This is a genomic window from Micromonospora sp. B006 (assembly GCF_003408515.1).
GTDB lineage: Bacteria > Actinomycetota > Actinomycetes > Mycobacteriales > Micromonosporaceae > Micromonospora > Micromonospora echinospora_A.
In genome coordinates, this window is the sequence record NZ_CP030865.1 from 4,767,300 (window position 1) to 4,787,862 (window position 20,563).

General features: G+C 73.4%; 19 protein-coding genes. 8 read left to right on the forward strand and 11 right to left on the reverse strand.

Translation table 11 applies throughout. The features are described from left to right. Nucleotides 1-108 precede the first annotated feature (108 nt). Nucleotides 109-363 carry a hypothetical protein gene (locus MicB006_RS21370; protein WP_030503669.1) on the reverse strand — a complete coding sequence of 85 codons (255 nt, stop codon included), beginning with the start codon at nucleotides 361-363 and terminating at the stop codon, nucleotides 109-111. 129 nt (nucleotides 364-492) lie between these two features. Then, nucleotides 493-2,616 (reverse strand): ATP-dependent DNA helicase UvrD2, encoded by a 2,124-nt coding sequence (locus MicB006_RS21375; RefSeq protein WP_116508463.1) that lies wholly within the window; start codon nucleotides 2,614-2,616, stop codon nucleotides 493-495. A gap of 91 nt (nucleotides 2,617-2,707) precedes the next feature. Between MicB006_RS21375 and MicB006_RS21380 the strand changes: the two genes are divergently transcribed. Continuing rightward, nucleotides 2,708-2,950: a mycoredoxin gene (locus MicB006_RS21380; protein WP_091422205.1), complete on the forward strand. Its 243-nt coding sequence runs from the start codon at nucleotides 2,708-2,710 to the stop codon at nucleotides 2,948-2,950. A 57-nt stretch (nucleotides 2,951-3,007) separates the two neighbouring features. Here the strand turns inward: MicB006_RS21380 and MicB006_RS21385 are convergent, their stop codons facing one another. Continuing rightward, nucleotides 3,008-4,261 (reverse strand): MFS transporter, encoded by a 1,254-nt coding sequence (locus MicB006_RS21385; RefSeq protein ID WP_116508465.1) that lies wholly within the window; start codon nucleotides 4,259-4,261, stop codon nucleotides 3,008-3,010. Between the two features lie 204 nt (nucleotides 4,262-4,465). Between MicB006_RS21385 and MicB006_RS21390 the strand changes: the two genes are divergently transcribed. The 3 genes from MicB006_RS21390 to MicB006_RS21400 all read left to right on the forward strand — a co-directional run bounded on the left by MicB006_RS21390 (nucleotide 4,466) and on the right by MicB006_RS21400 (nucleotide 6,223). Beyond that, nucleotides 4,466-5,446, forward strand: a complete 981-nt coding sequence (locus tag MicB006_RS21390) for a helix-turn-helix transcriptional regulator (protein ID WP_073828774.1) — start codon at nucleotides 4,466-4,468, stop codon at nucleotides 5,444-5,446. Nucleotides 5,447-5,516: 70 nt separating this feature from the next. Beyond that, a complete protein-coding gene (locus tag MicB006_RS21395; RefSeq protein WP_116508467.1) occupies nucleotides 5,517-5,756 on the forward strand; it encodes a DUF397 domain-containing protein in 240 nt (79 codons plus the stop codon). A gap of 197 nt (nucleotides 5,757-5,953) precedes the next feature. Beyond that, nucleotides 5,954-6,223 carry a hypothetical protein gene (locus MicB006_RS21400; RefSeq protein WP_073828776.1) on the forward strand — a complete coding sequence of 90 codons (270 nt, stop codon included), beginning with the start codon at nucleotides 5,954-5,956 and terminating at the stop codon, nucleotides 6,221-6,223. Nucleotides 6,224-7,243: 1,020 nt separating this feature from the next. Here MicB006_RS21400 and nudC read toward each other — a convergent pair. From nudC to MicB006_RS21415, 3 genes are read right to left on the reverse strand one after another with little or no spacing between them, the layout of a single operon-like run. Beyond that, nucleotides 7,244-8,191 carry an NAD(+) diphosphatase gene (gene nudC / locus MicB006_RS21405; RefSeq protein ID WP_116508469.1) on the reverse strand — a complete coding sequence of 316 codons (948 nt, stop codon included), beginning with the start codon at nucleotides 8,189-8,191 and terminating at the stop codon, nucleotides 7,244-7,246. Beyond that, nucleotides 8,188-9,531, reverse strand: a complete 1,344-nt coding sequence (locus MicB006_RS21410) for a pitrilysin family protein (RefSeq protein WP_116508471.1) — start codon at nucleotides 9,529-9,531, stop codon at nucleotides 8,188-8,190. The genes nudC and MicB006_RS21410 overlap by 4 nt, the downstream gene beginning before the upstream one ends. Then, nucleotides 9,528-10,838, reverse strand: a complete 1,311-nt coding sequence (locus tag MicB006_RS21415; protein WP_073828779.1) for a pitrilysin family protein — start codon at nucleotides 10,836-10,838, stop codon at nucleotides 9,528-9,530. Before MicB006_RS21415 ends, MicB006_RS21410 begins: the two co-directional genes overlap by 4 nt. A gap of 229 nt (nucleotides 10,839-11,067) precedes the next feature. Here MicB006_RS21415 and MicB006_RS21420 point away from each other — a divergent pair, with 229 nt between their 5' ends. Genes MicB006_RS21420 through MicB006_RS21435 form a run of 4 tightly spaced genes read left to right on the forward strand, consistent with a single transcriptional unit; the run spans nucleotide 11,068 to nucleotide 14,227 of the window. Further along, nucleotides 11,068-12,129 carry an ABC transporter substrate-binding protein gene (locus tag MicB006_RS21420; RefSeq protein WP_116508473.1) on the forward strand — a complete coding sequence of 354 codons (1,062 nt, stop codon included), beginning with the start codon at nucleotides 11,068-11,070 and terminating at the stop codon, nucleotides 12,127-12,129. Further along, on the forward strand, nucleotides 12,126-12,905 hold the full coding sequence (locus MicB006_RS21425; protein WP_116508475.1) for an ABC transporter ATP-binding protein: 780 nt from the start codon (nucleotides 12,126-12,128) through the stop codon (nucleotides 12,903-12,905). The genes MicB006_RS21420 and MicB006_RS21425 overlap by 4 nt, the downstream gene beginning before the upstream one ends. Next, a complete protein-coding gene (locus MicB006_RS21430) occupies nucleotides 12,895-13,779 on the forward strand; it encodes an ABC transporter permease (protein ID WP_073828782.1) in 885 nt (294 codons plus the stop codon). The genes MicB006_RS21425 and MicB006_RS21430 overlap by 11 nt, the downstream gene beginning before the upstream one ends. Before the next feature lie 4 nt (nucleotides 13,780-13,783). Next, nucleotides 13,784-14,227 carry an Rrf2 family transcriptional regulator gene (locus MicB006_RS21435; RefSeq protein WP_116508477.1) on the forward strand — a complete coding sequence of 148 codons (444 nt, stop codon included), beginning with the start codon at nucleotides 13,784-13,786 and terminating at the stop codon, nucleotides 14,225-14,227. 10 nt (nucleotides 14,228-14,237) lie between these two features. Here MicB006_RS21435 and MicB006_RS21440 read toward each other — a convergent pair whose 3' ends face one another. The 5 genes from MicB006_RS21440 to MicB006_RS21460 form a co-directional block, all read right to left on the reverse strand. Then, on the reverse strand, nucleotides 14,238-14,753 hold the full coding sequence (locus tag MicB006_RS21440) for a GNAT family N-acetyltransferase (RefSeq protein ID WP_225980443.1): 516 nt from the start codon (nucleotides 14,751-14,753) through the stop codon (nucleotides 14,238-14,240). Between the two features lie 52 nt (nucleotides 14,754-14,805). Then, on the reverse strand, nucleotides 14,806-14,991 hold the full coding sequence (locus tag MicB006_RS21445; protein WP_116508479.1) for a hypothetical protein: 186 nt from the start codon (nucleotides 14,989-14,991) through the stop codon (nucleotides 14,806-14,808). Between the two features lie 277 nt (nucleotides 14,992-15,268). Next, a complete protein-coding gene (locus tag MicB006_RS21450) occupies nucleotides 15,269-16,522 on the reverse strand; it encodes a DEAD/DEAH box helicase (protein WP_116508481.1) in 1,254 nt (417 codons plus the stop codon). Between the two features lie 178 nt (nucleotides 16,523-16,700). Next, complete coding sequence (locus MicB006_RS21455) at nucleotides 16,701-16,904, reverse strand: cold-shock protein (RefSeq protein WP_013288421.1); 204 nt, start codon at nucleotides 16,902-16,904, stop codon at nucleotides 16,701-16,703. A 204-nt stretch (nucleotides 16,905-17,108) separates the two neighbouring features. Continuing rightward, nucleotides 17,109-20,513: an ATP-dependent helicase gene (locus MicB006_RS21460; protein WP_116508483.1), complete on the reverse strand. Its 3,405-nt coding sequence runs from the start codon at nucleotides 20,511-20,513 to the stop codon at nucleotides 17,109-17,111. Nucleotides 20,514-20,563 lie beyond the last annotated feature (50 nt).

Below are 20,563 nucleotides of genomic sequence, written 5' to 3' on the forward strand. Positions count from 1 at the left end.
TTCGATCTCGTGGATCGCATTCCGACGTACTTCGGCGGGGCAAAAAACTGAGGCCGCGGATCCCGGTAGCGGGTTCCGCGGCCTCGAGGTGAGCCGGTGTCTGATGGATCAGACCGGTCTACCTCGAGGTGGAACGCCGCGGACATCCGTGCGCTTCTTGGCGCCATCGATGCCCATGCCCGCGAAGCCACTGGTCCCCTCGACTCCGGCGATCGGCGCAACGGTCAGGTTCAGCTCGGCCTGAACCTGGACCTGGTGCACCTGCGGAGCCGACGGTCGAGCAGCGAGGGCCACCCGGACGGCCGACAGCGGAGCGACGGCAGACGGCATCGCCGCGAGACGCTCATAGTTGAAGATCTTCACTGGTGCCACCTCCCTACTCTCCTCGTGCCGACCGTGGACTCATCCCCGTTGAGCAGCCAGAACGGCGCCGCTCGCGAGGTGTGTCATGAGGCTATTCCTCGCCCTCGGGCGAGGGCAAACGATTTACGGCTACTTTTCAGAAGTTTTCTGTGAGCAGACCTCGTCCACCGTGGCACCCGCTACCAGGGCGAGCACCGTATCACCGTAAAGCCCGACTTTTCGGGGCCCGATCCCGGCGATCGCCACCAGTTCCTCGGTCCGGCCCGGCTTCCGTTCGGCCAGCGCGGTGAGCGTGGCGTCGGTGAAGACCACGTACGCCGGCACCTTCTGCGCGCCCGCCACCCGCTGCCGCCACTCGCGCAGCCGCTCGTACAGCTCCTCGTCGATGTCCGACGGGCAGGTCGGGCAGCGGCCCAGTTTGCGGTCCGCGCCGGCGAGCAGCGTGGCGCCGCAGATCCGGCACGAGACCACCTGCGGCCGGCGCCGCTCGGCCCGCCGTGCCGGACCGGCGCCGCCGGCCCGCTCACCGCCGCCGGACCGGTCGAGCTGGGGCAGGAAGCGGGAGGGACGCCGGGCCCGTCCGCCGGGCGAGCGGGCCGTGGCGTACGACAGCCAGAGCCACTCCCGGGCCCGGGTGATCCCGACGTAGAGCAGCCGCCGTTCCTCCTCGACCTGCTCCATGGTCTTCGCGTACGTGGTGGGCAGCGTGCCCTCGGCCAGCCCGACCAGGAACACCGCGTCCCACTCCAGCCCCTTGGCCGAGTGCAGCGAGGCGAGCGTGACGCCCTCGACTGTGGGCACGTGCTGCTGGGCGGCCCGCCGGGCGAGTTCCTCGGTGAACCCGGTCAGGCCGGGCTCCTCCTCGGCCTGCGCCGCGTACTCCTCGGCGAGCTGAACCAGCGCGGCGAGCGCCTCCCACCGCTCGCGCGCGGCGCCGCCGGGCGGGGGCGCGTCGGGCGCCCAGCCGACAGCGGTGAGCCCGTCGACCACGGCGGCTCGCAGCGGCGTGTCGGCGGGCGCCGACCGGGTGGCGGCGCGCAGCGCGATCATCGCCTGGCGCACCTCGGGCCGTTCGAAGAACCGCTCCGCGCCCTGGAGCACGTACGGCACACCGGCCTCGGAGAGCGCCTTCTCGTACGCCTCGGACTGCGCGTTGGTGCGGAACAGCACGGCGATCTCCCTCGCCGGGGTGCCGCCCGCGACCAGCGCCCGGCAGCGGGCGGCGACCGCGTTCGCCTCGGCCGGCTCGTCGGTGAAGATCCGCAGTTCCGGCTCCGGGCCGGGCCGGCGCTGGCCGTGCAGCTCCAGCCGCAGCCGCGCCTCGGCGCCCCGCGCCTGGGAGATCACCGCGTTGGCGAGCCCGACCACCTGCGGGGTGGAGCGGTAGTCGCGGACCAGCCGGACCACAGTCGCGCCCCGGTGCAGCCTGGGGAAGTCGACCAGGTACGACGAGGTGGCCCCGGTGAACGAGTAGATCGTCTGGCTGGCGTCGCCGACCACGGTGAGGTCGTCCCGGCCGCCCAGCCACGCCTCCAGCAGCCGCTGCTGGAGCGGGTTGACGTCCTGGTACTCGTCGACCACGAAGTGCCGGTACTGGTTGCGCACCTGCTCGGCCACGTCCGGGTGCTCCTCGATGCCCCAGACCGCCGCGCGCAGCATGTCCTCGAAGTCGATCACACCGTTGCCGCGTTTGAGCCGCTCGTACGCGTCGAACACGTCGGCCACCCGGGCCGGCTCGTACGGCGTCTCGCGCAGCGCCTTGGCCGCCGCGACCACGTACTCCCCCGGCTCGACCAGTGACGACTTGGCCCATTCGATCTCGGCGGAGAGGTCACGCGCGGCGGCCCGGTCGGCGCGCAGCCCGACCTTGGCGGCGGCGAGCGTGACCACCCGCACCTTGCTGTCCAGCAGCTCCGGCATGGCCCGCCCGGCCAGCAGCCGGGGCGCGAAGTAGCGAACCTGGCGCAGCGCCGCGGCGTGGAACGTGCGCGCCTGCACACCCTGCACCCCGAGCACTGTGAGGCGGCTGCGCATCTCGGCCGCGGCGCGGGCGGTGAACGTGACCGCCAGCACGTGCCGGCCGGCGATGTCGCCGGTCAGCGCCCGGTACGCGATCCGCGAGGTCACCGCCCGGGTCTTGCCGGTGCCGGCGCCGGCCAGGATGCAGACCGGCCCGGCCGGGGCGGTCACCGCGGACCGCTGCTCCGGATCCAGCCCGGCCAGCACCCGTTCCGCACCTGAGTGAACGCCCACAGCAGGGAATCATCCCAGCATCGTGTGACGTTGCAGCGGTTAGCCTGGCCTGATCGGACCGGGCGCGAGCCACCCCTTGGAGGACCAGACCATGTTGACGATGTATTCCACCCCGTGGTGCGGCTACTGCCACCGGCTGAAGTCGCAGCTCGACCGGGAGGGCATCGCGTACGAGGTGGTCGACATCGAGCAGGACCCCGCGGCCGCGGACTTCGTGATGAGCGTCAACGGCGGCAACCAGACCGTCCCGACGCTGCGCTTCGCCGACGGCAGCGCCCTGACCAACCCCTCGATCACCCAGGTCAAGCAGCACCTGGCCGCGCTCCCCGGCTGATCTCCCGCGACGCCGCGAGCGGCCGTACCCGATCCGGGTGCGGCCGCTCGTCGTCGTTCAGGAGCCGCCGCGGCTGAGCACGCCGTCGTCGGCCGGCTTCCGGGGCCCTGGGATCCGCACCGGTCCGGCGACCGGCGCGCTCAGCCCGCGGCCCCGCCACAGGTAGAGGCCGGCCGCCGTGGTGACCGCCCCGACCAGGGCGAACAGCAGCCGGTAGTCGAACACGCCGACGAGCAGCGCGCCGGTGCCGATGGAGAGCGCCTGCGGCCCGCTGACCAGGGCCTCCGACGCCGCGGTGACCCGGCCCAGCAGCCTCGGCGGGGTCCGCCGCTGGATCAGCGTGTTCAACCCCACCATGGTCAGCGGCAGCGAGAGGCCGGCCAGCAGCAGCGCCACCACCCCGAGCCAGAGCCGGGGGTACGCCAGCGCCAGCGCGGCCGGTCCGAAGAACGTCACGCCGGCGGCCAGCGCGCCCACTTCGCCGTACCGGCGGACCACTGCGGCCGAGAACAGGCCGCCGACCAGGCCGCCGACGCCCTGCACCATGACCAGCACGCCGACGAACGCGGCCTCGCGGCGCAGACCCAGATCGACGTACGCGAAGATCAGCGACTCGGTGAAGCCCATCACCAGCGAGCCGAGCCCGTACCCGAGCAGCGCCCGGCGCAGCGCGGGCTCGCCGGTCAGGTGGCGCAGCCCGGCGCCCAGTTCGGACGGCCCGCGGCGGCCGGACCGCGACGGTTTTCGCTCCTGCACCCGCAGCCGGCCGACCACCGCCGCGGCCACCACGAATCCGGTCATGGCCAGGACGGCGAGCAGCCAGCCGCCGACGGCGGCGTAGACGCCCGCCCCGGCGAGCGGCCCGATCAGCCGCAGGCCCTGCCGGACCGTCTGCAGCAGACCGTTCGCGTCGGCCAGCGAGTCGGCCGGAACCAGATGCCGGATCAGTCCGTTGAGCACGGCGGCGAGCGTGATGTACGACAGTCCGTAGAACGCCGCGACCACGTAGATCACCCAGACGTCGGACCGGTCCCGCACCATGAGCAGCGGGCTGAGCAGCGCGGCCGCGACCAGGTTGGCGGCGATGAAGAAGGGTTTCCGGCGGTAGCGGTCGACCACCCAGCCGACGAGCGGGGCGAGCGCCATCGGGGCGATGACCGCGAAGATGGTCGCCCCCGCCATGCTGTCCGACCCGGTCAGATCCTTGACCCAGACGGCCAGGGCGAGCAGCAGCACCGACTCCGCCGCCATACTCGCCACCAGTGCGGCGAAGAGGCGACGGAAGTCGGGGCGGCGCAGGACGGTGCGCATCGGGTTGCCTCCGGCAGGGGTGCGCCACCAGGGGCGCGTCGGGGGTGGGCGCTGGTGAAGACACCCTCCACAGTCCTCTTTTTGACTCGTGACACGCCCGTGCCGGAACCTCCGACGCCGGTCGCGCCGTCCATACTGACCGTGAGGGGCGAATTTCATACAGTTACCGTCGTGTCCTGCGACGGTCGACGGAAAGAGGACACCGTGCCTCCTGCCGTACCAGGCCCGATTCTGCGCCGCCGTCGACTCGGCATCGAGCTGCGTCGGCTCCGCGAACAGGCCGGTCTGACCGGTGACCAGGTCATCGAGCGGATCGGCTGGGCCTCCGCATCCAAGTTGTCCCGCCTGGAGAACGGCCGCAGCCGACCCGACCCGGACGACGTGGACGTGTTGTTGACGCTCTACGGCGCCGACGAGGAGCAGCGCGCGGACCTGACCGGGATCACCCACGAGGCCGGCGACATGCGCGGGTGGCTGCGCAACTTCCCGGTGATGACGCAGCAGCAGCGCGCCTTCGCCGAGCTGGAGGCCGGCTGCGCGGAGATCTCCGAGTACAACCCGGTGCTGGTCCCGGGGCTGTTGCAGACGCCCGGATACGCCCGGCACCGGATCATGTCGGCCGCGCAGGTCGCCGCCGAGGCCGGCGACCAGGAGCACGAGGACCCGGAGACCGAGGTACGCGCGCGGCAGGCCCGCCAGTCGCTGCTGACCCGCTCCCCCGACGTGCCCCGGTACACGGCCGTGCTGGAGGAGGCCGCTCTCGGCCGGCGGGCCGGCCCGCCGGAGGTGCTGCACGACCAGCTCGTCCACCTGTGCGAGATGGCCCTGCTCCCGAACGTGACGTTGCTGCTGCTGTTGCGGGACACCCGGGTCGGCGACTGGTACCTTCCGCCGACCGCGTTCTCGGTCTACCGGTTCGCCGATCCGCTCGATCCGGAGACATTGGCCATCGAAGGTGGGTTCACCGACGTCATGTCGACCGAGGTGAACACCCTAAATCGCTATAAAGTGGTGTTCGAGTGGCTATGCTCGTCGGCACTCTCCGCATCGGACACCCTCTCCTGGTTGATCGAGGCGACAGGACGGCTGACCGGCACGGCAGTCGAGTCCACGGCGGTGTACGGGCCGGCAACGGCGCCGACCCAGCGCCGCCGGGACTCGGGGCGCCTCACCACGGAGCGGTGATCCGGCAGGACACCGTCCGCGCTCCGGCGTCGCTCGGTCCCATCGGAGCACCTCACCAGGAGCAAGCACCATGAACGAGATCCGTACCAGCACGACCGCCCTCTCGGGAGAGCTCGCCGGCGCCGCCTGGCGCAAGAGCACCCGCAGCCAGACCTCCAACTGCGTGGAGGTCGCGCCGCTCGGCAGCGGGCCGGCGACCATGGCACTGCGGGACAGCAAGGATCCGAGCGGGCCGGTCCTGCTGTTCAACCGGGCCGACTGGCTCGGCTTCCTCGCCGGGGCGAAGAACGGTCAGTTCGATCTGGACTGATCCGGCGAACGTTCGGGGCCGTCGGCGTCACGCCGGCGGCCCCCTCGCGTGTCCGGCCCCGACAACGGTGCTGACCTGGCATCCCCCGATCGGTCGAGCTGGCGAGTTCCACTTGTCGGGAGGACACATCGGCGTAACATGACGCGGGAGTGACGTGGAAGTTCCAGCGGGTAACCGTCCACTCTCCGGGGGACACCATGCGGTTCCTGATCGTCCGCACCGAGATCCGTACCGCCGCCGACGCCGACATCGCCGCCGTCTGGGCCGGCGGGGGCCGCCTGCGGGACGAGACGAGCACGCCGGAACCCCGCCGCCAGGTCGTCCACGCCGAGGACCGGGACGCCGCGCTCCTGCTCGCCCGGGCGCTGTCCGCCGTCGGGGCGGTACGCGCCGGCCGGCACCGGGTCAAGGTGCTGCCCATCGAGGAGCCCGCACCCGGGCACCCGTACCGCTGGGACGGTGGATGACCGGACGCTGACGTCCGTCGTGGCCGGACCGGCTTCCCCCGCCGATCATCGCCTCACCCGGCCACGACGGCCCGTGTTCCCGGCCCGAGACCGTCGCGGCAACGACGGTCCGGGCCGGGACCGTGCCCGCCCGGCCTGTGTCCACCCGGCCCGGCCGGCGGCTTCGCCAGCTCGGCGAGGTGGCTGCATCCCACCGCCCTCGACCACACCACTTCCCCGAGCTGGCACCACCTACCAGCCGAAACCCGCCAACCCGACCCCGAGTCCCGCCACGCACCCGCGGTGGCACGACCACCGAAACTCGGTCCACCCACCAGCTCGGCGAAGTGGTGACATCGCACCCAGCCCGGCCCCACCAGCCCGGCGAAGTGGCGGTAACCACCCACCCCCACCCCACCAGCTCGGGGAGGTGGCGGTATCCCACCGCCCCCGACTACGCCACTCCCCCGAACTGGCGCCGCCCGCCAGCCGAAACCCGCCAACCCGACCCTGAATCCCGCACGCACCGGCCGTGGCACGACCACCGAAACCCGGCCCACCCGCCAGCTCGGCGAAGTGGCGATAACCCACCCACCCCGACCCCGCCAGCTCGGGGAGGTGGCGACACCGCACCCACCCCCGCCTCGCCAGTCCGGGGAGGTGGCGGTATCCCACCGGCCCCGACCACGCCACTTCCCCGAACTGGCGCCGCCCGCCAGCCGAAAACCGCCAACCCGACACTGAATCCCGCCCCACGCACACCCGACGGTGGCACGACCACCGAAACCCGGCCCATCCACCAGCTCGGCGAAGTGGCGATAACCCACCCACCCCCACCCCACCAGCTCAGCGAAGTGGCGGGATCCCATCTACCCCGCCCCCGCCAGCCCGGCGAAGTGGCGGGATCCCACCCACCCCGACCCCGCCAGCTCGGGGAGGTGGCGATATCCCACCGGCCTTGACCACACCACTTCCCCGAGCTGGCGCCGCGGCACCAAGCCGAAACCTGCCAGCTCGACTGGCAGGCAGACGTCGGGTGGGTCAGCAGTGGCCGTCGAGCCAGCGGTGCACCAGAAACAACGCGATCGACGACGGCGGCGGCAGGACCAGCCGGTCTCCCCCGCCCACCGGTACCGGCTCGCCGGCCAGCGCCGCCCCGATCTCCCGGCGGGTGAACCAGCGCGCGTGCGCGATCTCGGCCAGGTCGACCCGGATCGGCGCCTCCGCGTCGGCGCGGGCGAGGAAGCCGAGCATCAGCGAGCCGGGGAACGGCCAGGACTGGCTGCCGACGTACATGATCTCCTCGACCGGGACGCCGACCTCCTCGCGGACCTCGCGGAGCACGGCGGCCTCGGCCGACTCGCCGGGCTCGACGTATCCGGCCAGGCAGGAGTAGCGGCGCTGCCCGGGGGTGCGCGGCCAGGCCGCGTTATTGCCGAGCAGGCAGCGGCCGTCCGGGCCGTCCGCACCGTCGTGCACCAGCACGATCATGGCCGGGTCGGTACGCGGCCAGACCCGGTCGCCGCCCGGGTCGATCCGTGACCAGCCCGCCTCGTCGGCCCGCGTCGCCTTCCCCGTCGTGGACGAGTAGCCGTGCCGCAGGTGCCAGTTGAGCAGCGCCAGCGCGGTGGTGAACAGGCCCGCGTCCCGGTCGGTCATCAGGTGGCCCACCTCGCGCAGGTGCGCCGGGCGGGTCTCCGGCAGCGCCGGCAGCGGCCCGTCCACCGCGAAGACCGGCACGCCGTCCGGCTCGACGCCGAGGAACATCGGCACCGACCGCGGTACCTCCGGCAGGTCGCCGGGGCCGACCAGGACCAGTTCCGGCGGGGCCGCCACGCCCCGGACCAGGGCACGCCCCTCGGCCGCCGAGTCGAGAACCAGCACCCGCGCCCGCTCCCACGCCTCGGCCAGCCAGGCCGGGTCGGTACGCCGGTGGGCGGCCCGGTCGAGCGTGGACCGGGCCAGCGGGGGCGCGGGCTCGCCGCTCATGCGGATTCCGTACGCACCGGTGTGAGCGTGGCGAGCGAGTCGGCCACCCGCTCGGCGTCGCCGAGCACGACGGTGATCGCGCGGGCGGGCGCCAGGTAGCGGGCGGCCACCTCGGCCACGTCGTCCACTGTCGCGGCGGCGAGCCGGGCGGCGTGCTCGGCGAGGAAGTCCAGCCGTAGCCCGTTGCCGGCGTACGCGCTGGTCAGCGACGCGAGCCCGGCCTGGGTTGACATGCCGAGCTGAAGCGTGCCGAGCGCGTACTGGCGGGCCTGCTCCAGCTCGTCGGCCTTCGGCGGCACCGTGGCCAGGCGGCCCAGCTCGTAGTTCGTCTCCACGAGCGCCGCGGCGGTCACCTCGGTGGCCACCTCGGCGCCGGCGATGAGCACCGAACCGGCCACCGAGTGTTCGACGAGCGAGTGCGGCCCGTACGTGTAGCCCTTGTCCTCGCGGATGTTCTCCACCCAGCGGGAGGAGAAGTAGCCGCCGAAGATGAGGTTCGCCAGTTGCAGCGCGGCGTGGTCCGGGTGGGTGCGCGGCACCGCGGGCAGGGCGAGGCGCAGCGAGGACTGCACCGAGCCGGGCCGGTCGACCAGCAGCAGCGGCCCGGGTTCCAGCGGCGGCGCGGGCGGCAGTTCGGCGACGTGCCCGTCGCCGCGCCAGCCGGCGAGCGCCTGCTCGGCCGCGTCCAGCGCCCGTTCCGGCTGTACGTCGCCGACGACCACGAGCACCGCCCCGGCCGGGTGCACCCGCTCGGCGTGCAGCCGCCGCAGCGCGGCCGGCCGGACCGCCCGGACCTGGTCCGGGTCGGGGGTCTGCACGGCGTACGGGTGGCGGCCGTACATCCGCTTGAGCAGCGCGGTGCGGGCCAGGTGCGACGGCTGGCTCTGGGCGACCTGGATGCGGTCGACGAGCCGGTCCCGTTCGGTCTCCACCCAGTCGGCCGGGTAGTTGGCGCCGGTGAGCACCTCGGCGAGCAGTTCCAGCATCCGGTCCAGCCCGGTGACCAGGCCGGCGCCGGAGAGCATCAGCCGGTCCGGGTCGAGACCGGCGGTCAGCCCTCCGCCGACCTTCTGCAGCTCGGCGGCGATCTCGGTGGCGCTGTGCGCCTGCGTGCCGGCGAGCATGGTCTGCGCCAGCATCGCGCCGCGCGCCAGGTGGGCACGGCCGAACGGCATCCACAGTCGCAGCTCGACGAGCGGTACGGAGGAACGGCGTACCGCGATCACGGTGAGGCCGTTGCGCAACGTGCGCTCGGCCTGCTTGGGCACCTTGAGGCGGCGGTTCGGGCGCAGCGCCGGAAGCGGCCGGACGGTGGTGGCGGCGGTCGTACTCGTGCTCATCGGGCTCCTCCGGCGACGACCTCGACGGACGCGCGGCGCTCGGGCCGCAGGGTGGCGGCGGCGGCACGGACCTGGTCCTCGGTCACCGCGCCGACCAGCCGGGGCAGCTCGTTGAGCAGGCCCGGCTCGCCGCGCTGCTGTTCCAGCACCGCCATCCGCAACGCCCGGCCGAGCACCGCGTCGGTGTCGCGCAGCAGGTGGGTGGCCATCCGGGCCTGGGTACGCGCCAGCTCCCCCTCGGTCAGCCCGTCGGTCGCCAGCCGGTCCAGCTCCTCGTCGATCGTGCGCAGCACCTTGTCGACGTCGCCGCCGGGCGGCAGGTGCGCCTGGAGCAGCAGCGCGGTGGGGTCGCGCACGTCGAACGGGTCGCCCATGAAACCGACGTACCCGCCGAGGCTGGTGACCGACCGGTCGCGCTGCACCAGCCGCTCGACCAGCCGGGAGGCGTCGCCGTCGGTGAGCACCTCGGCCAGCACCACATAGGGCAGGTAGCCGGCGAAGTCGCTGATCGGGTCGGGCACCCGCCACGCGCCGGCCACCGCCGGGAGCGGGGCCAGCGCGTCGGTGTACGTGCTGCGCCGCTCGGTGGTCAGGTCGGGCTCGGCGAAGTCGGGCCGCTGCGGCGCGGGACGGGCCGGCACGTCGCCGAAGTGCCGCTCGATGAGCGTGGTCGCCTCGGCCACGTCGATGTCGCCGCTGACCGCCAGTACGGCGTTGCCGCTGGCGTAGTAGCGGCGGAAGAAGTCGGCGGCGTCGGCAACTGTCGCCGACTCCAGGTCGACGAAGGAGCCGTAGCCGTCGTGCGCGTTGGGGAAGGTGTCGAACATCACCGGGGGCAGCGTCAGCCAGGGGAACCCGCCGTACGGCCGGTTCAGCACGTTGACCCGGATCTCCTCCTTGACCACGTCGACCTGGTTGCGCAGGTTCTCCTCGGTCAGCCGGGGGCCGCGCATCCGGTCGGCCTCCAGGAACAGCGCGCGCTCCAGGGCGTTGGCGGGCAGCGTCTCGAAGTAGTCGGTGTAGTCCAGGTGGGTGGAGCCGTTGAACGTTCCGCCCGCGCCCTGGACGTGCCGGAAGTGGGCCAGCTTCTCCAGGTTCTCCGAGCCCTGGAACATCAGGTGCTCGAAGAGGTGGGCGAACCCGGTGCGTCCCTCCGGCTCGGAGCGGATGCCGACGTCGTAGACCACCGCCACCCCGATGACCGGGGCGCTGCGGTCCGGCGTGAGCACCACACGCAGGCCGTTGTCGAGGGTGAGTCGTTCGACCGGGTACTTCGTCGCTGGGATCTTCGCTCTCGGCGTGGGCACGAGATCGACATTAGCGCTTCCGTACCGGCTCTACCGCCGGTGTGCTTCGGCCCGCCGGACGGCGGGGCCGGGGGCCGACCGACCGGCCACGCCTTCTCCACCGAACAGGTGGGAATTATCGGGAAAGCCGAGGTCGCGGTCCCGACCCCCGGATCGGGTCTTGACGCCGCTCGACCTCTGCCCCAGTCTTCCTACCAACTAAATAGGAATACTGCGGATTGGACATTCGATGAGAGGGCTTCCCCTGCGCCGCCTGGTCACCCTGGCGACCCTGGCCGCGGTCGGCGCGGCCACGCTCGGCACCACCGCCGCCTGCGGCGAGGACAGCGACGCCGCCGGCGGGTCCGGCCCGGTGACGCTGCGCCTGGGTTACTTCCCCAACATCACGCACGCCCCGGCCGTGGTCGGCGTGGAGAAGGGGATCTTCAAGGAGAAGCTCGGCAGCGACGTCGAGCTGGACACGAAGACCTTCAACGCCGGCCCGGCCGCCATCGAGGCCGTCTTCTCCGGCGCGCTCGACGCCACGTACATCGGCCCGAACCCGACGGTGAACGCCTTCTCCAAGTCCAAGGGCGAGGCCGTCCGGGTCATCTCCGGCGCGGCGTCCGGCGGCGTCGCGCTCGTGGTCAAGCCCGGCATCACCTCGGTGGAGCAGCTGCGCGGCAAGAAGATCGCCACCCCGCAGCTCGGCAACACCCAGGACGTGGCGCTGCGCTTCTGGCTCAAGGAGAAGGGCCTGGAGACCACCAAGGAGGGCGGCGGCGACGTCAAGATCGTCCCGCAGGAGAACGCGCAGACGATCGAGACCTTCGGCAGCGGCGCCATCGACGGCGCGTGGGTGCCCGAGCCGTTCGTCTCCCGGCTGATCAACGCCGGCGGCAAGGTGCTCGTCGACGAGCGTGACCTCTGGCCGGACAAGAAGTTCGTCATCACCAACCTGCTGGTCAGCACCAAGTTCCTCAACGCGCACCCGGACGTGGTGAAGAAGCTGGTCGAGGGCCAGGTCGCGGCGAACGAGTTCGTCAACACCAAGCCGGACGAGGCGCAGCAGGCCATCTCCGACCACATCGGCAAGATCACCGGCAAGCCGCTGGACCTCAAGCTGATCAAGCAGGCCTGGCCGACGCTGGAGTTCACGAACGACCCGATCCCGGCCTCGCTGAAGGCCGGCCTGGACCACGCCGTCGCGGTTGGGCTGACCCAGCCGGTCGACCTGAACGGCCTCTACGACCTGAAGTTCCTCAACGAGGTCCTCAAGGCGCAGGGCAAGGCCGAGGTCAGTCAGCCGTGACGTCGACGACCACGACCCCGCGCAGCGCGACCGGCTCGGTCGCGCTGCGCGGCGTGACCAAGGTGTACGGCCAGGGCGATCAGGCCGTCCTGGCGCTGGACGGGCTGTCGCTGGACGTCGCGCCCGGCGAGTTCGTCTGCATGGTCGGCGCGTCCGGCTGCGGCAAGAGCACGCTGCTCAACCTGGTCGCCGGCCTGGACCGGGCCAGCGGCGGCACGATCGAGCTCGGCGAGGGCGTCAACCCGGGACTGATGTTCCAGGAGCCGGCGCTGTTCCCGTGGCTCACAGTCGAGGGCAACGTCGAGGTGCCGCTGAAGCTGCGCGGCCTGCCCCGCGACCAGCGCAAGGAGCGGGTGGCCGAGCTGCTGCGCACGGTCCACCTGTCCGAGTTCGGCCGCAAGCGTCCGCACCAGCTCTCCGGCGGCATGCGGCAGCGCGTCGCGCTGGCCCGCACGCTCGCGCTGGAGACACCGGTGCTGCTGATGGACGAGCCGTTCGGCGCGCTGGACGCGATGACCCGCGACATCCTGCACGACGAGCTGGAGCGGATCTGGACCGAGCGCAAGCTCACCGTCCTGTTCGTCACGCACAACGTCCGCGAGGCGGCCCGGCTCGCCGACCGCATCGTGCTGCTCTCCAGCCGGCCCGGCCGGATCATCTACTCCACCGAGGTCGCCGTGCCGCGCCCCCGGCGGATCGACTCGCCGGAGGTCTCGGCCATCGCCGCCGAGGTCACCGACCGGCTGCGCAAGGAGGTGGGCCGGCATGGCCAGTGACACCCTGTCCGCGGCGGCGCGGGCCGACGCGGAGATCTCCGGGCTCGACGCGCTGGAGATCGCCGGCCGGGAGAAGGGCCCGTCCCGGGTACGCCGCCTGTGGTCGGCCACCTGGCCCAAGCTCGCCGCGCTCGCGCTCGCGGTGGCCATCTGGCAGGCGGTGGTCTGGTCCGGATGGAAGGAGCCCTGGGCGCTGCCCGGCCCGGCCGTGGTCTTCGGCGACCTCGGGGAGTACCTGCTCAGCTCGGCGCTCTGGGAGGGCCTGGCCACCACGGCCCGGCGGGCGGCTGTCGGCTTCGCCGCAGCGGTGGCGGTCGGTCTGCTGCTCGGCCTGGGCGTGGCCCGGGTCAAGGTGCTCCGGGCCGCGCTCGGCTCGATGATCACCGCGTTGCAGACCATGCCGTCGATCGCCTGGTTCCCGCTGGCCATCCTGCTGTTCCAGCTCAGTGAGCAGGCGATCTTCTTCGTGGTGGTGCTCGGCGCCGCGCCGTCGGTCGCCAACGGCGTCATCCACGGCGTGGACTACGTGCCGCCGCTGCTGGTCCGCGCCGGCCGCAACCTCGGCGCGCGAGGGCTGAACCTCTACCGGTACGTGATCGCGCCGGCCGCGCTACCAGCCATCGTGGCCGGGCTCAAGCAGGGCTGGGCGTTCGCCTGGCGCAGCCTGATGGCCGGTGAGCTGCTGGTGGTCATCGCCACCCGTACCTCGATCGGCGCTCAGCTCACCTACGCGCGCGAGCTGAGCGAGGCGCCGCGGCTGATGGCCATCATGATCGTCATCCTGGTGGTGGGTCTGCTGGTGGACACCGCGTTCGGGGCCGCCGACAAGGCGATCCGCCGCCGCTGGGGCGTGCTGGACCAGGCCGGCAACTGACGCCGTGTACATCTCCGCGCGCGCCGACTACGCGCTCCGGGCCATGCTCGCCGTCGCCGACGTCGCCGACACCACGGGTGACTCGGGGGTCGGTGGCGGCGAGCTGGTCAAGGCGGCGAGCCTGGCCGAGAGTCAGGACATCCCGCTCAGCTTCCTCCAGGGGATCCTGCTCGACCTGCGGCGGGCCGGACTGCTGCACAGCCACCGCGGCACCGAGGGCGGGTACGCGCTCACCCGCCCGCCGGACGAGATCAGCGTCGGTGACGTGCTGCGCGCGGTGGGTGGCGCGATCACCAGTGTCCGGGGCATTCCCGCCGACCGGACCGGCTACCACGGCGTGGCCACCGGCCTGCGGGACGTGTGGCTGGCGGTGGACGGCGCGATCGCCCTGGTCGTGGACCGGACCACGCTCGCCGACCTGCTGAACGACCGGGCCACGGCGCCCTGACGCGCGTCCGTCACGCCGCCGGCGGCTGCGCCTCGCGGACCATGCGGATCTCGCGTACGCCGTCCTGGACCTGCGTCGTCCCGTCGGCGACGAAGCCGTGCCGGCGGTAGAACGCCTGGGCACGAGGGTTGGGATCGGCGACCCACAGCGCCGCCGGCTCCGCCGGGTCGAGGACGGCCCGCAACAACGCCGGACCGGCCCCGGTGCCGTGATCGGCCGCGTGCACATAGAGGACGTACAACTGCCGTGCCCACCACGCCGCCTCGGCATCGAGCGGCGGGCCCGACATCGCGATCCCCACCAGCTCGCCTGCCCGCTCGGCCACCGCCGCCCGATTCTCGCGGTAGCGCTCGTCGGTCAACGCGGCGGTCCAGAACCGCTCCCGGAAGGCCGGCAGACCCGGATCGTCCAGCACCGCGTCCGGCATGAGCCCGCGATACGTCTCCTGCCAGCACCGCACATGTACGCGCGCCATACCGGCGGCGTCCTCGGCCCGGGCCGAGCGGACGGTGAGCGACGACTGCACCGCCGCATCGTAGGCGGCCGACCGGTTCCGGCATCGCCCCTTTTCGGAGCGGCTACTGAGGGTGCGGGGCGCTCATCCCGGGCGTGAAGCTGCGGGCGGCGCCACGGTCCGGCGGGCCGTCGTCGGACGGCTGCCACGGCCCGAACGCGGCCACCGCGGCGAGCACCAGGCCGGCGCCCGCCACCGCGAGCACCAGCAGCACTTCCCGTGCTCCGCCTGAGCCGGCGTCCCCCGCCATGACCGCTCCCTCCGCGTCCGGCCGACCCCCCGACCGGTCCCCCGCCCGACAGCATCGTCGTCACGGCCAGGCCGGACAGTCGGGCAGCCGACCGAACGTCGACTGATTCCCGACTCAGGAAGGAACGCTCGGCCCGATCGAAGGCGAGCCGGTCAGGCGCGGGCCGCCCGGGCGCGGCCCGGACAGACGCCAGGCCGGGGCCCGGACAGACGCACGGCCGACCGGACGCGAGGCCGAGGCTCGGACACACGCGGGCCGGTCAGCCGAGGGGTCGCGGTCAGCGGCGGCGCGGACGCCGACGGGGGCGGGTCGCCGGGGCGGGATGCGCGGCGGCGGGCGCGGTGATGGTCACCGGCACACCGGACGGCTCGCGGGCGCCGGTGAGCCGGCTCAGCTCGCTGTCGCCGGCGCGTACCCGGGTGTTCTTGGGGTTGATGCCCGCGGTGCTCATCAGCCGGGCGACGTCCCGGCGCTGCTCCGGCAGCACCAGCGTGACCACGGTGCCCGACTCGCCGGCCCGCGCGGTCCGGCCACCCCGGTGCAGGTAGTCCTTGGCCTCGGCGGGCGGGTCGGCGTTGACCACCAGGTCCAGCCCGTCGACGTGGATGCCCCGGGCCGCCACGTCGGTGGCCACCAGCGCGGTGACCTGGCCGGTGCGGAACTGCTCCAGGATGCGGGTGCGCTGCGGCTGCGACTTGCCGCCGTGCAGCGCCGCGGCGCGTACGCCCTTGGCGAGCAACTGCCGGGCCACCCGGTCGGCGCGGTGCTTGGTGGCGATGAAGACGATGGTGCGGCCCTCGCGGGCGGCGATGTGGGCCAGCGCGGCCTGCTTGTCGTCCGCCTCGAGGTGCAGCACGTGGTGGGTCATCGCGGTGACGGTGGCGGTGCCCGGGTCCACGGAGTGCGTCACCGGATTGGCCAGGAAGCGGCGGACCAGCCGGTCCACGCCCCCGTCCAGGGTGGCCGAGAAGAGCATCCGCTGCCCACCGGGCGCGACCTGCTCCAGCAGCTTCGTCACCTGCGGCAGGAAGCCCATGTCGGCCATCTGGTCGGCCTCGTCCAGCACGGTGATGGTCACCTGGTCCAGCCGGGCGTCCCCGCGGTCGATCAGGTCGTGCAGCCGACCCGGGGTGGCCACCAGTACCTCGGCGCCGGCCCGCAGCGCGGCCGCCTGCCGGGTCAGGGAGAGCCCGCCGACCACTGTCGCGCAGCGCAGCCCGAGCGTGGCCGCGTACGGGGTGAGCGCGGCGGTGACCTGCGCGGCCAGTTCCCGGGTGGGTACGAGCACCAGCGCGAGCGGGCGGCCCGGGCGCGCCCGGCGACCGGCCGTACGGTGCAGCATCGGCAGCCCGAACGCGAGAGTCTTGCCGGAACCGGTACGGCCCCGGCCGAGCACGTCCCGGCCGGCCAGGGAGTCCGGCAGCGTGGCCGTCTGGATCGGGAACGGCGCGGAGATGCCCTGCGCGGCCAGCTCGGAGATGAGCGCCGGAGCCAGGCCGGTGGCGGCGAACGTGGGCAGGGTCGTGGTCATGCGGAAAGCCTTCCTCGAGGCGGCACGTGTCGAGGAAGGGCGCCGGGCTGCGGCGCGTCACCGGCGTCACCGGTGGTCACAAGCACGAACCGAAAGGGACGGGCCGGCCCAGCAGAGGCGGGCCGGCCCGTGCACCGCGCCCGAGAGGGCGCGGTGGTGGTACCGGTTGATCCGAAGATCAGAGCGGGCGGATGTTCTCCGCCTGCGGGCCCTTCTGGCCCTGGGTCACCTCGAACTCGACCCGCTGGTTCTCGTCCAGGCTCCGGTAGCCGGAGGTCTGGATCGCCGAGAAGTGGGCGAAGACGTCGGCGCCGCCGTCGTCCGGGGTGATGAAGCCAAAGCCCTTGTCAGCGTTGAACCACTTGACGGTGCCAATTGCCATGTGTTTCGTCTCCTTGACGGAACGGTCGGCCCGCACGTGTTGCGGGCCGGAGAGGAGCACCCCGCGCGTGGAATACGCGGCGTGCTTGTCGCTGCTGGTCGCCCCGCCCGGAGAACTCCGGACACAACAAAGAGCGCCTGGGGCCACAATCCGCCAGGCGCACACAGAGTCTCTGGAAACCAAAACTGCAACCCGGACAACGTATCACGGATTCGTGCGCTGCGGGAGACCTCCCGGGATTTCCGGCACGGCGGCCACCAGATCGGCCAGCCCTTCCGCGTCGAGCAGGTCGGCTGCGCGGACGGTGACGGAGTCCCGGACGTAGTGGAACGCGGCGCCGACCCGCTCCACCGGCACCCCGGCCAGTTCCGCCCAGGCCAGCCGGTAGACCGCCAACTGCACCGCCGCCGCGTCGGCCTCCCGGCCGGTGGGCTGCCGCCCGGTCTTCCAGTCGACCACGTCGTACCGCCCGCCGGGGCGGGCGAACACGGCGTCCATCCGGCCCCTGATCACCACCCCGGCGACGACGGTGGCGAACGGCACCTCCACCTCCACCGGCACCCGGTCGGCCCACTCGCTGGCCAGGAAGCGCTCCTGCAACTCGGCCAGCGCCTCGTCCGGGGCCGCGTCCTCGTCCGCCGCGCCGGGCAGCTCATCCACGTCGAGCAGCCGGTCGGCGCCGAAGCGTTGCTCCAGCCAGGCGTGGAACGCGGTGCCGCGCCGGGCGTACGGTGTCGGTTCGGTGGGCATCGGGCGGCGCAGCGTCCGGGCCAGCGCCTCCGGGTCGCGGCGCAACGCCACGAGCTGGGTCACCGAGAGCTGGCCGGGCAGCTCCACCTCGACAGCCTCGGCCTGCCGGGCCAGCTCCGCCCGCTCGGCGAGCAGCAGCTCGGCCTCGCGCCGCCAGCGCGCCACCTCGGCGTCCTCCGCCGCGCCCGTGGTGGCGAGCAGCGCCGCCTCGCGCCGGGCCACCTCCGGGTCGGCGAGGTACCGGCGGACCAGCGCCGCCGCCTCGGTGAGCGCGGGACGGCGGGCCCCGAGCGGGTCGGCCGGCCACTCGGCCCGCAGCACAGCCTCGGTGGTCGGGTTCACCGCGTCACCGGCCGGCTCGGGCGTCCAGGCGTCGACCACGTGGCCGTCCGGGTCGGCCAGGCAGGCGTCGTGCACCTCGCGCAGGAAGACCGACGGGCCCCGGAACCGCTTGGTCCCCTCCCCCCACCAGTAGCCCGAGCAGAGCAGCAGGCGGCGAGGTCGGGTCACCGCCACGTACGCCAGCCGGCGCTCCTCCCGCTCGTCGTGCGCCCGCCAGGCATCGGTGAACTCGGTCAGCGCCCGGGCCACCCCGCGCTGGTCCTCGGCCTCCGGCAGGGCCAGCTCGGGCAGCCCGTCCGCGTCGCCGCGCAACGGGAACGGCAGCACGCCGAGCCCGCCCAGCCAGTGGTCGGAGTTGCGGACCGGCCCCGGCCAGACGCCCCGGGTCATCCCGGCGACCGCCACCACGTCCCACTCCAGGCCCTTCGCGGCGTGCGCGGTGAGCACCTGCACCGCGCCGGACACCACCTCGACCTCACCGGGCGCCAGCCCGCGCTCCTCGTCCTCGGCCGCGGCCAGGTAGGCGAGGAAACCGGCGAGCGTCGCGCCGGGCGTCTCACCGCTGAACCGGGCCGCGACGTCACCGAGCGCGTCCAGGTGCGCGCGGGCCAGCCCGGCGTCGCCCGCGCCGTCCCGGCCGGCCCGGACCGCCACCTCGACGTCGAGGCCGATGGTCCGCTCGATGTCCGCGATCAGTTCCGGCAGCGACTGGTCCAGGCGGTAGCGCAGCAGCGCCAGCTCCATCCCGTACGAGCGCAGCCGCGCAAAGCCCTCAGCCGAGTACGCCTGCGCCGGCCCCAGGTCGGCGAGCGCCTCCACGAGCGTCGCCTCGTCCAGCGCGTCCACGGTGATCTCCGGGCCCTCGTCCCCGGTCAGCTCCCGGCGGCCGCGGGCGATCGCGCGGGCCCGGCGGTGCAGGGTGACCAGGTCACGCGGGCCGATCCGCCAACGCGCGCCGGTGAGCAGCCGCAGCAGCGCCGCGCCGTCGGTCGGGTCGGCGAGCACGCGCAGCGTGCACACCACGTCCCGTACCTCCGGGGTGTCCAGCAGCCCGCCCAGGCCGACCACGTCGACAGGCAGCCCGCGGGCACGCAACGCCGCCTCGATCGCCGGGATCTGGCTGCGCACCCGCACCAGCACCGCCGTGGTGGGGCGGCGGTCGGCCGGGATGTGCTCGGGCAGCGCGCCCGGCATCCCGGCCGCGCCCCGCCACGCCGCCAGCACGCTGTCCGCGATCCAGTCGGCCTCGTCGGCGTACGTCTCCAGCAGCGCGCAGTGCACGGTGCCGGCGGCCTGCCCGCCCGGAGTGCGATGCGGGATCGGGTCGCGGACGCTGAGCGCGGCGTGCAGTTCCGGCACCCGGGCACCGGCCGCCCGCAGCGGCACCGACAGCGCGTTTGCGACGCCGAGGATCTCCGGCCGGTTGCGCCAGCTCGTGGTCAGGCTGAGCACGTCGGCAGGCCTGCCGTCGGCGCGGGCGAACTCGGCGGGGAACCGGTCGAGCGTGCCGGCGCTGGCGCCGCGCCAGCCGTAGATGGACTGGCACGGGTCGCCGACCGCGGTGACCGGGTGGCCGCCGCCGAAGAGCGCGTTGAGCAGCACCACCTGGGCGTGGCTGGTGTCCTGGTACTCGTCGAGCAGCACCACCCGGAACCGGTCCCGCTCGATCACGCCGACGCCGGGGTGGTCGCGGGCCACCCGGGCGGCGCGGGCCAGCTGGTCGGCGAAGTCCATCGCCTCGAAGTCGTCCTTGCGCCGGGCGTACGCGCGCACCAGCGGCAGCAGCTTCAGCCGGGTCCGCTGGAGCTGGAGCGCCTTGCGCACGTCGGCGTAGACCCGGCCCGGCCGGGACTGCACCTCGGCGAAGAAACGGCCGGTCCAGGCGGCCAGCGCGTCCGGGTCGACCAGGTGCTCGTCCAGCTCACCGGCGAGCGCCAGCACGGCGTCGGTGATCGTGGACGGCATCCGGTCCACCTCGGACATGTCGCCGTCGTAGTTGCGTACCAGCAGGTCGACAAGCTGCCAGCGGGACGCCTCGGTGAGCAGCCGGGTGGTCGGCTCGTACCCGGCGCGCAACCCGTGCTCGGTGACGATCCGCCCCGCGTACGAGTGGTACGTGGACACCGTCGGCTCGCCCGCCAGCGGGTCGTCGTGCGGGTCCCGCCCCTGCCGGCCGAGCCGCCGGATGAGCTGGTCGAGGCGGGTCCGGACCCGGTGGGCCAGCTCACCGGCCGCCTTGCGGGTGAAGGTCAGGCCGAGGATGTGCTCGGGGCGTACGTAGGAGTTGGCGACCAGCCACATCACCCGCGCCGCCATCGTCTCGGTCTTGCCCGAGCCGGCGCCCGCGACGACCAGCAGCGGCTCCACCGGCGCGGCGATGATCGCGGCCTGCTCCCGGGTGGGCGCGGGCAGCCGCAGCAGCCGGGCCAGCTCGACAGGCGTGTAGCGGGGCCCGGCGTCGGCGGTACGCGGCGCGGGCGTGGCGGAGGCGCCGAACAGCGCCGGTTGAACAGTCATGGTCCGGTCCTTGTTCGCGACTGCGCGGCTCGCAGAACCGGCTCACTCCT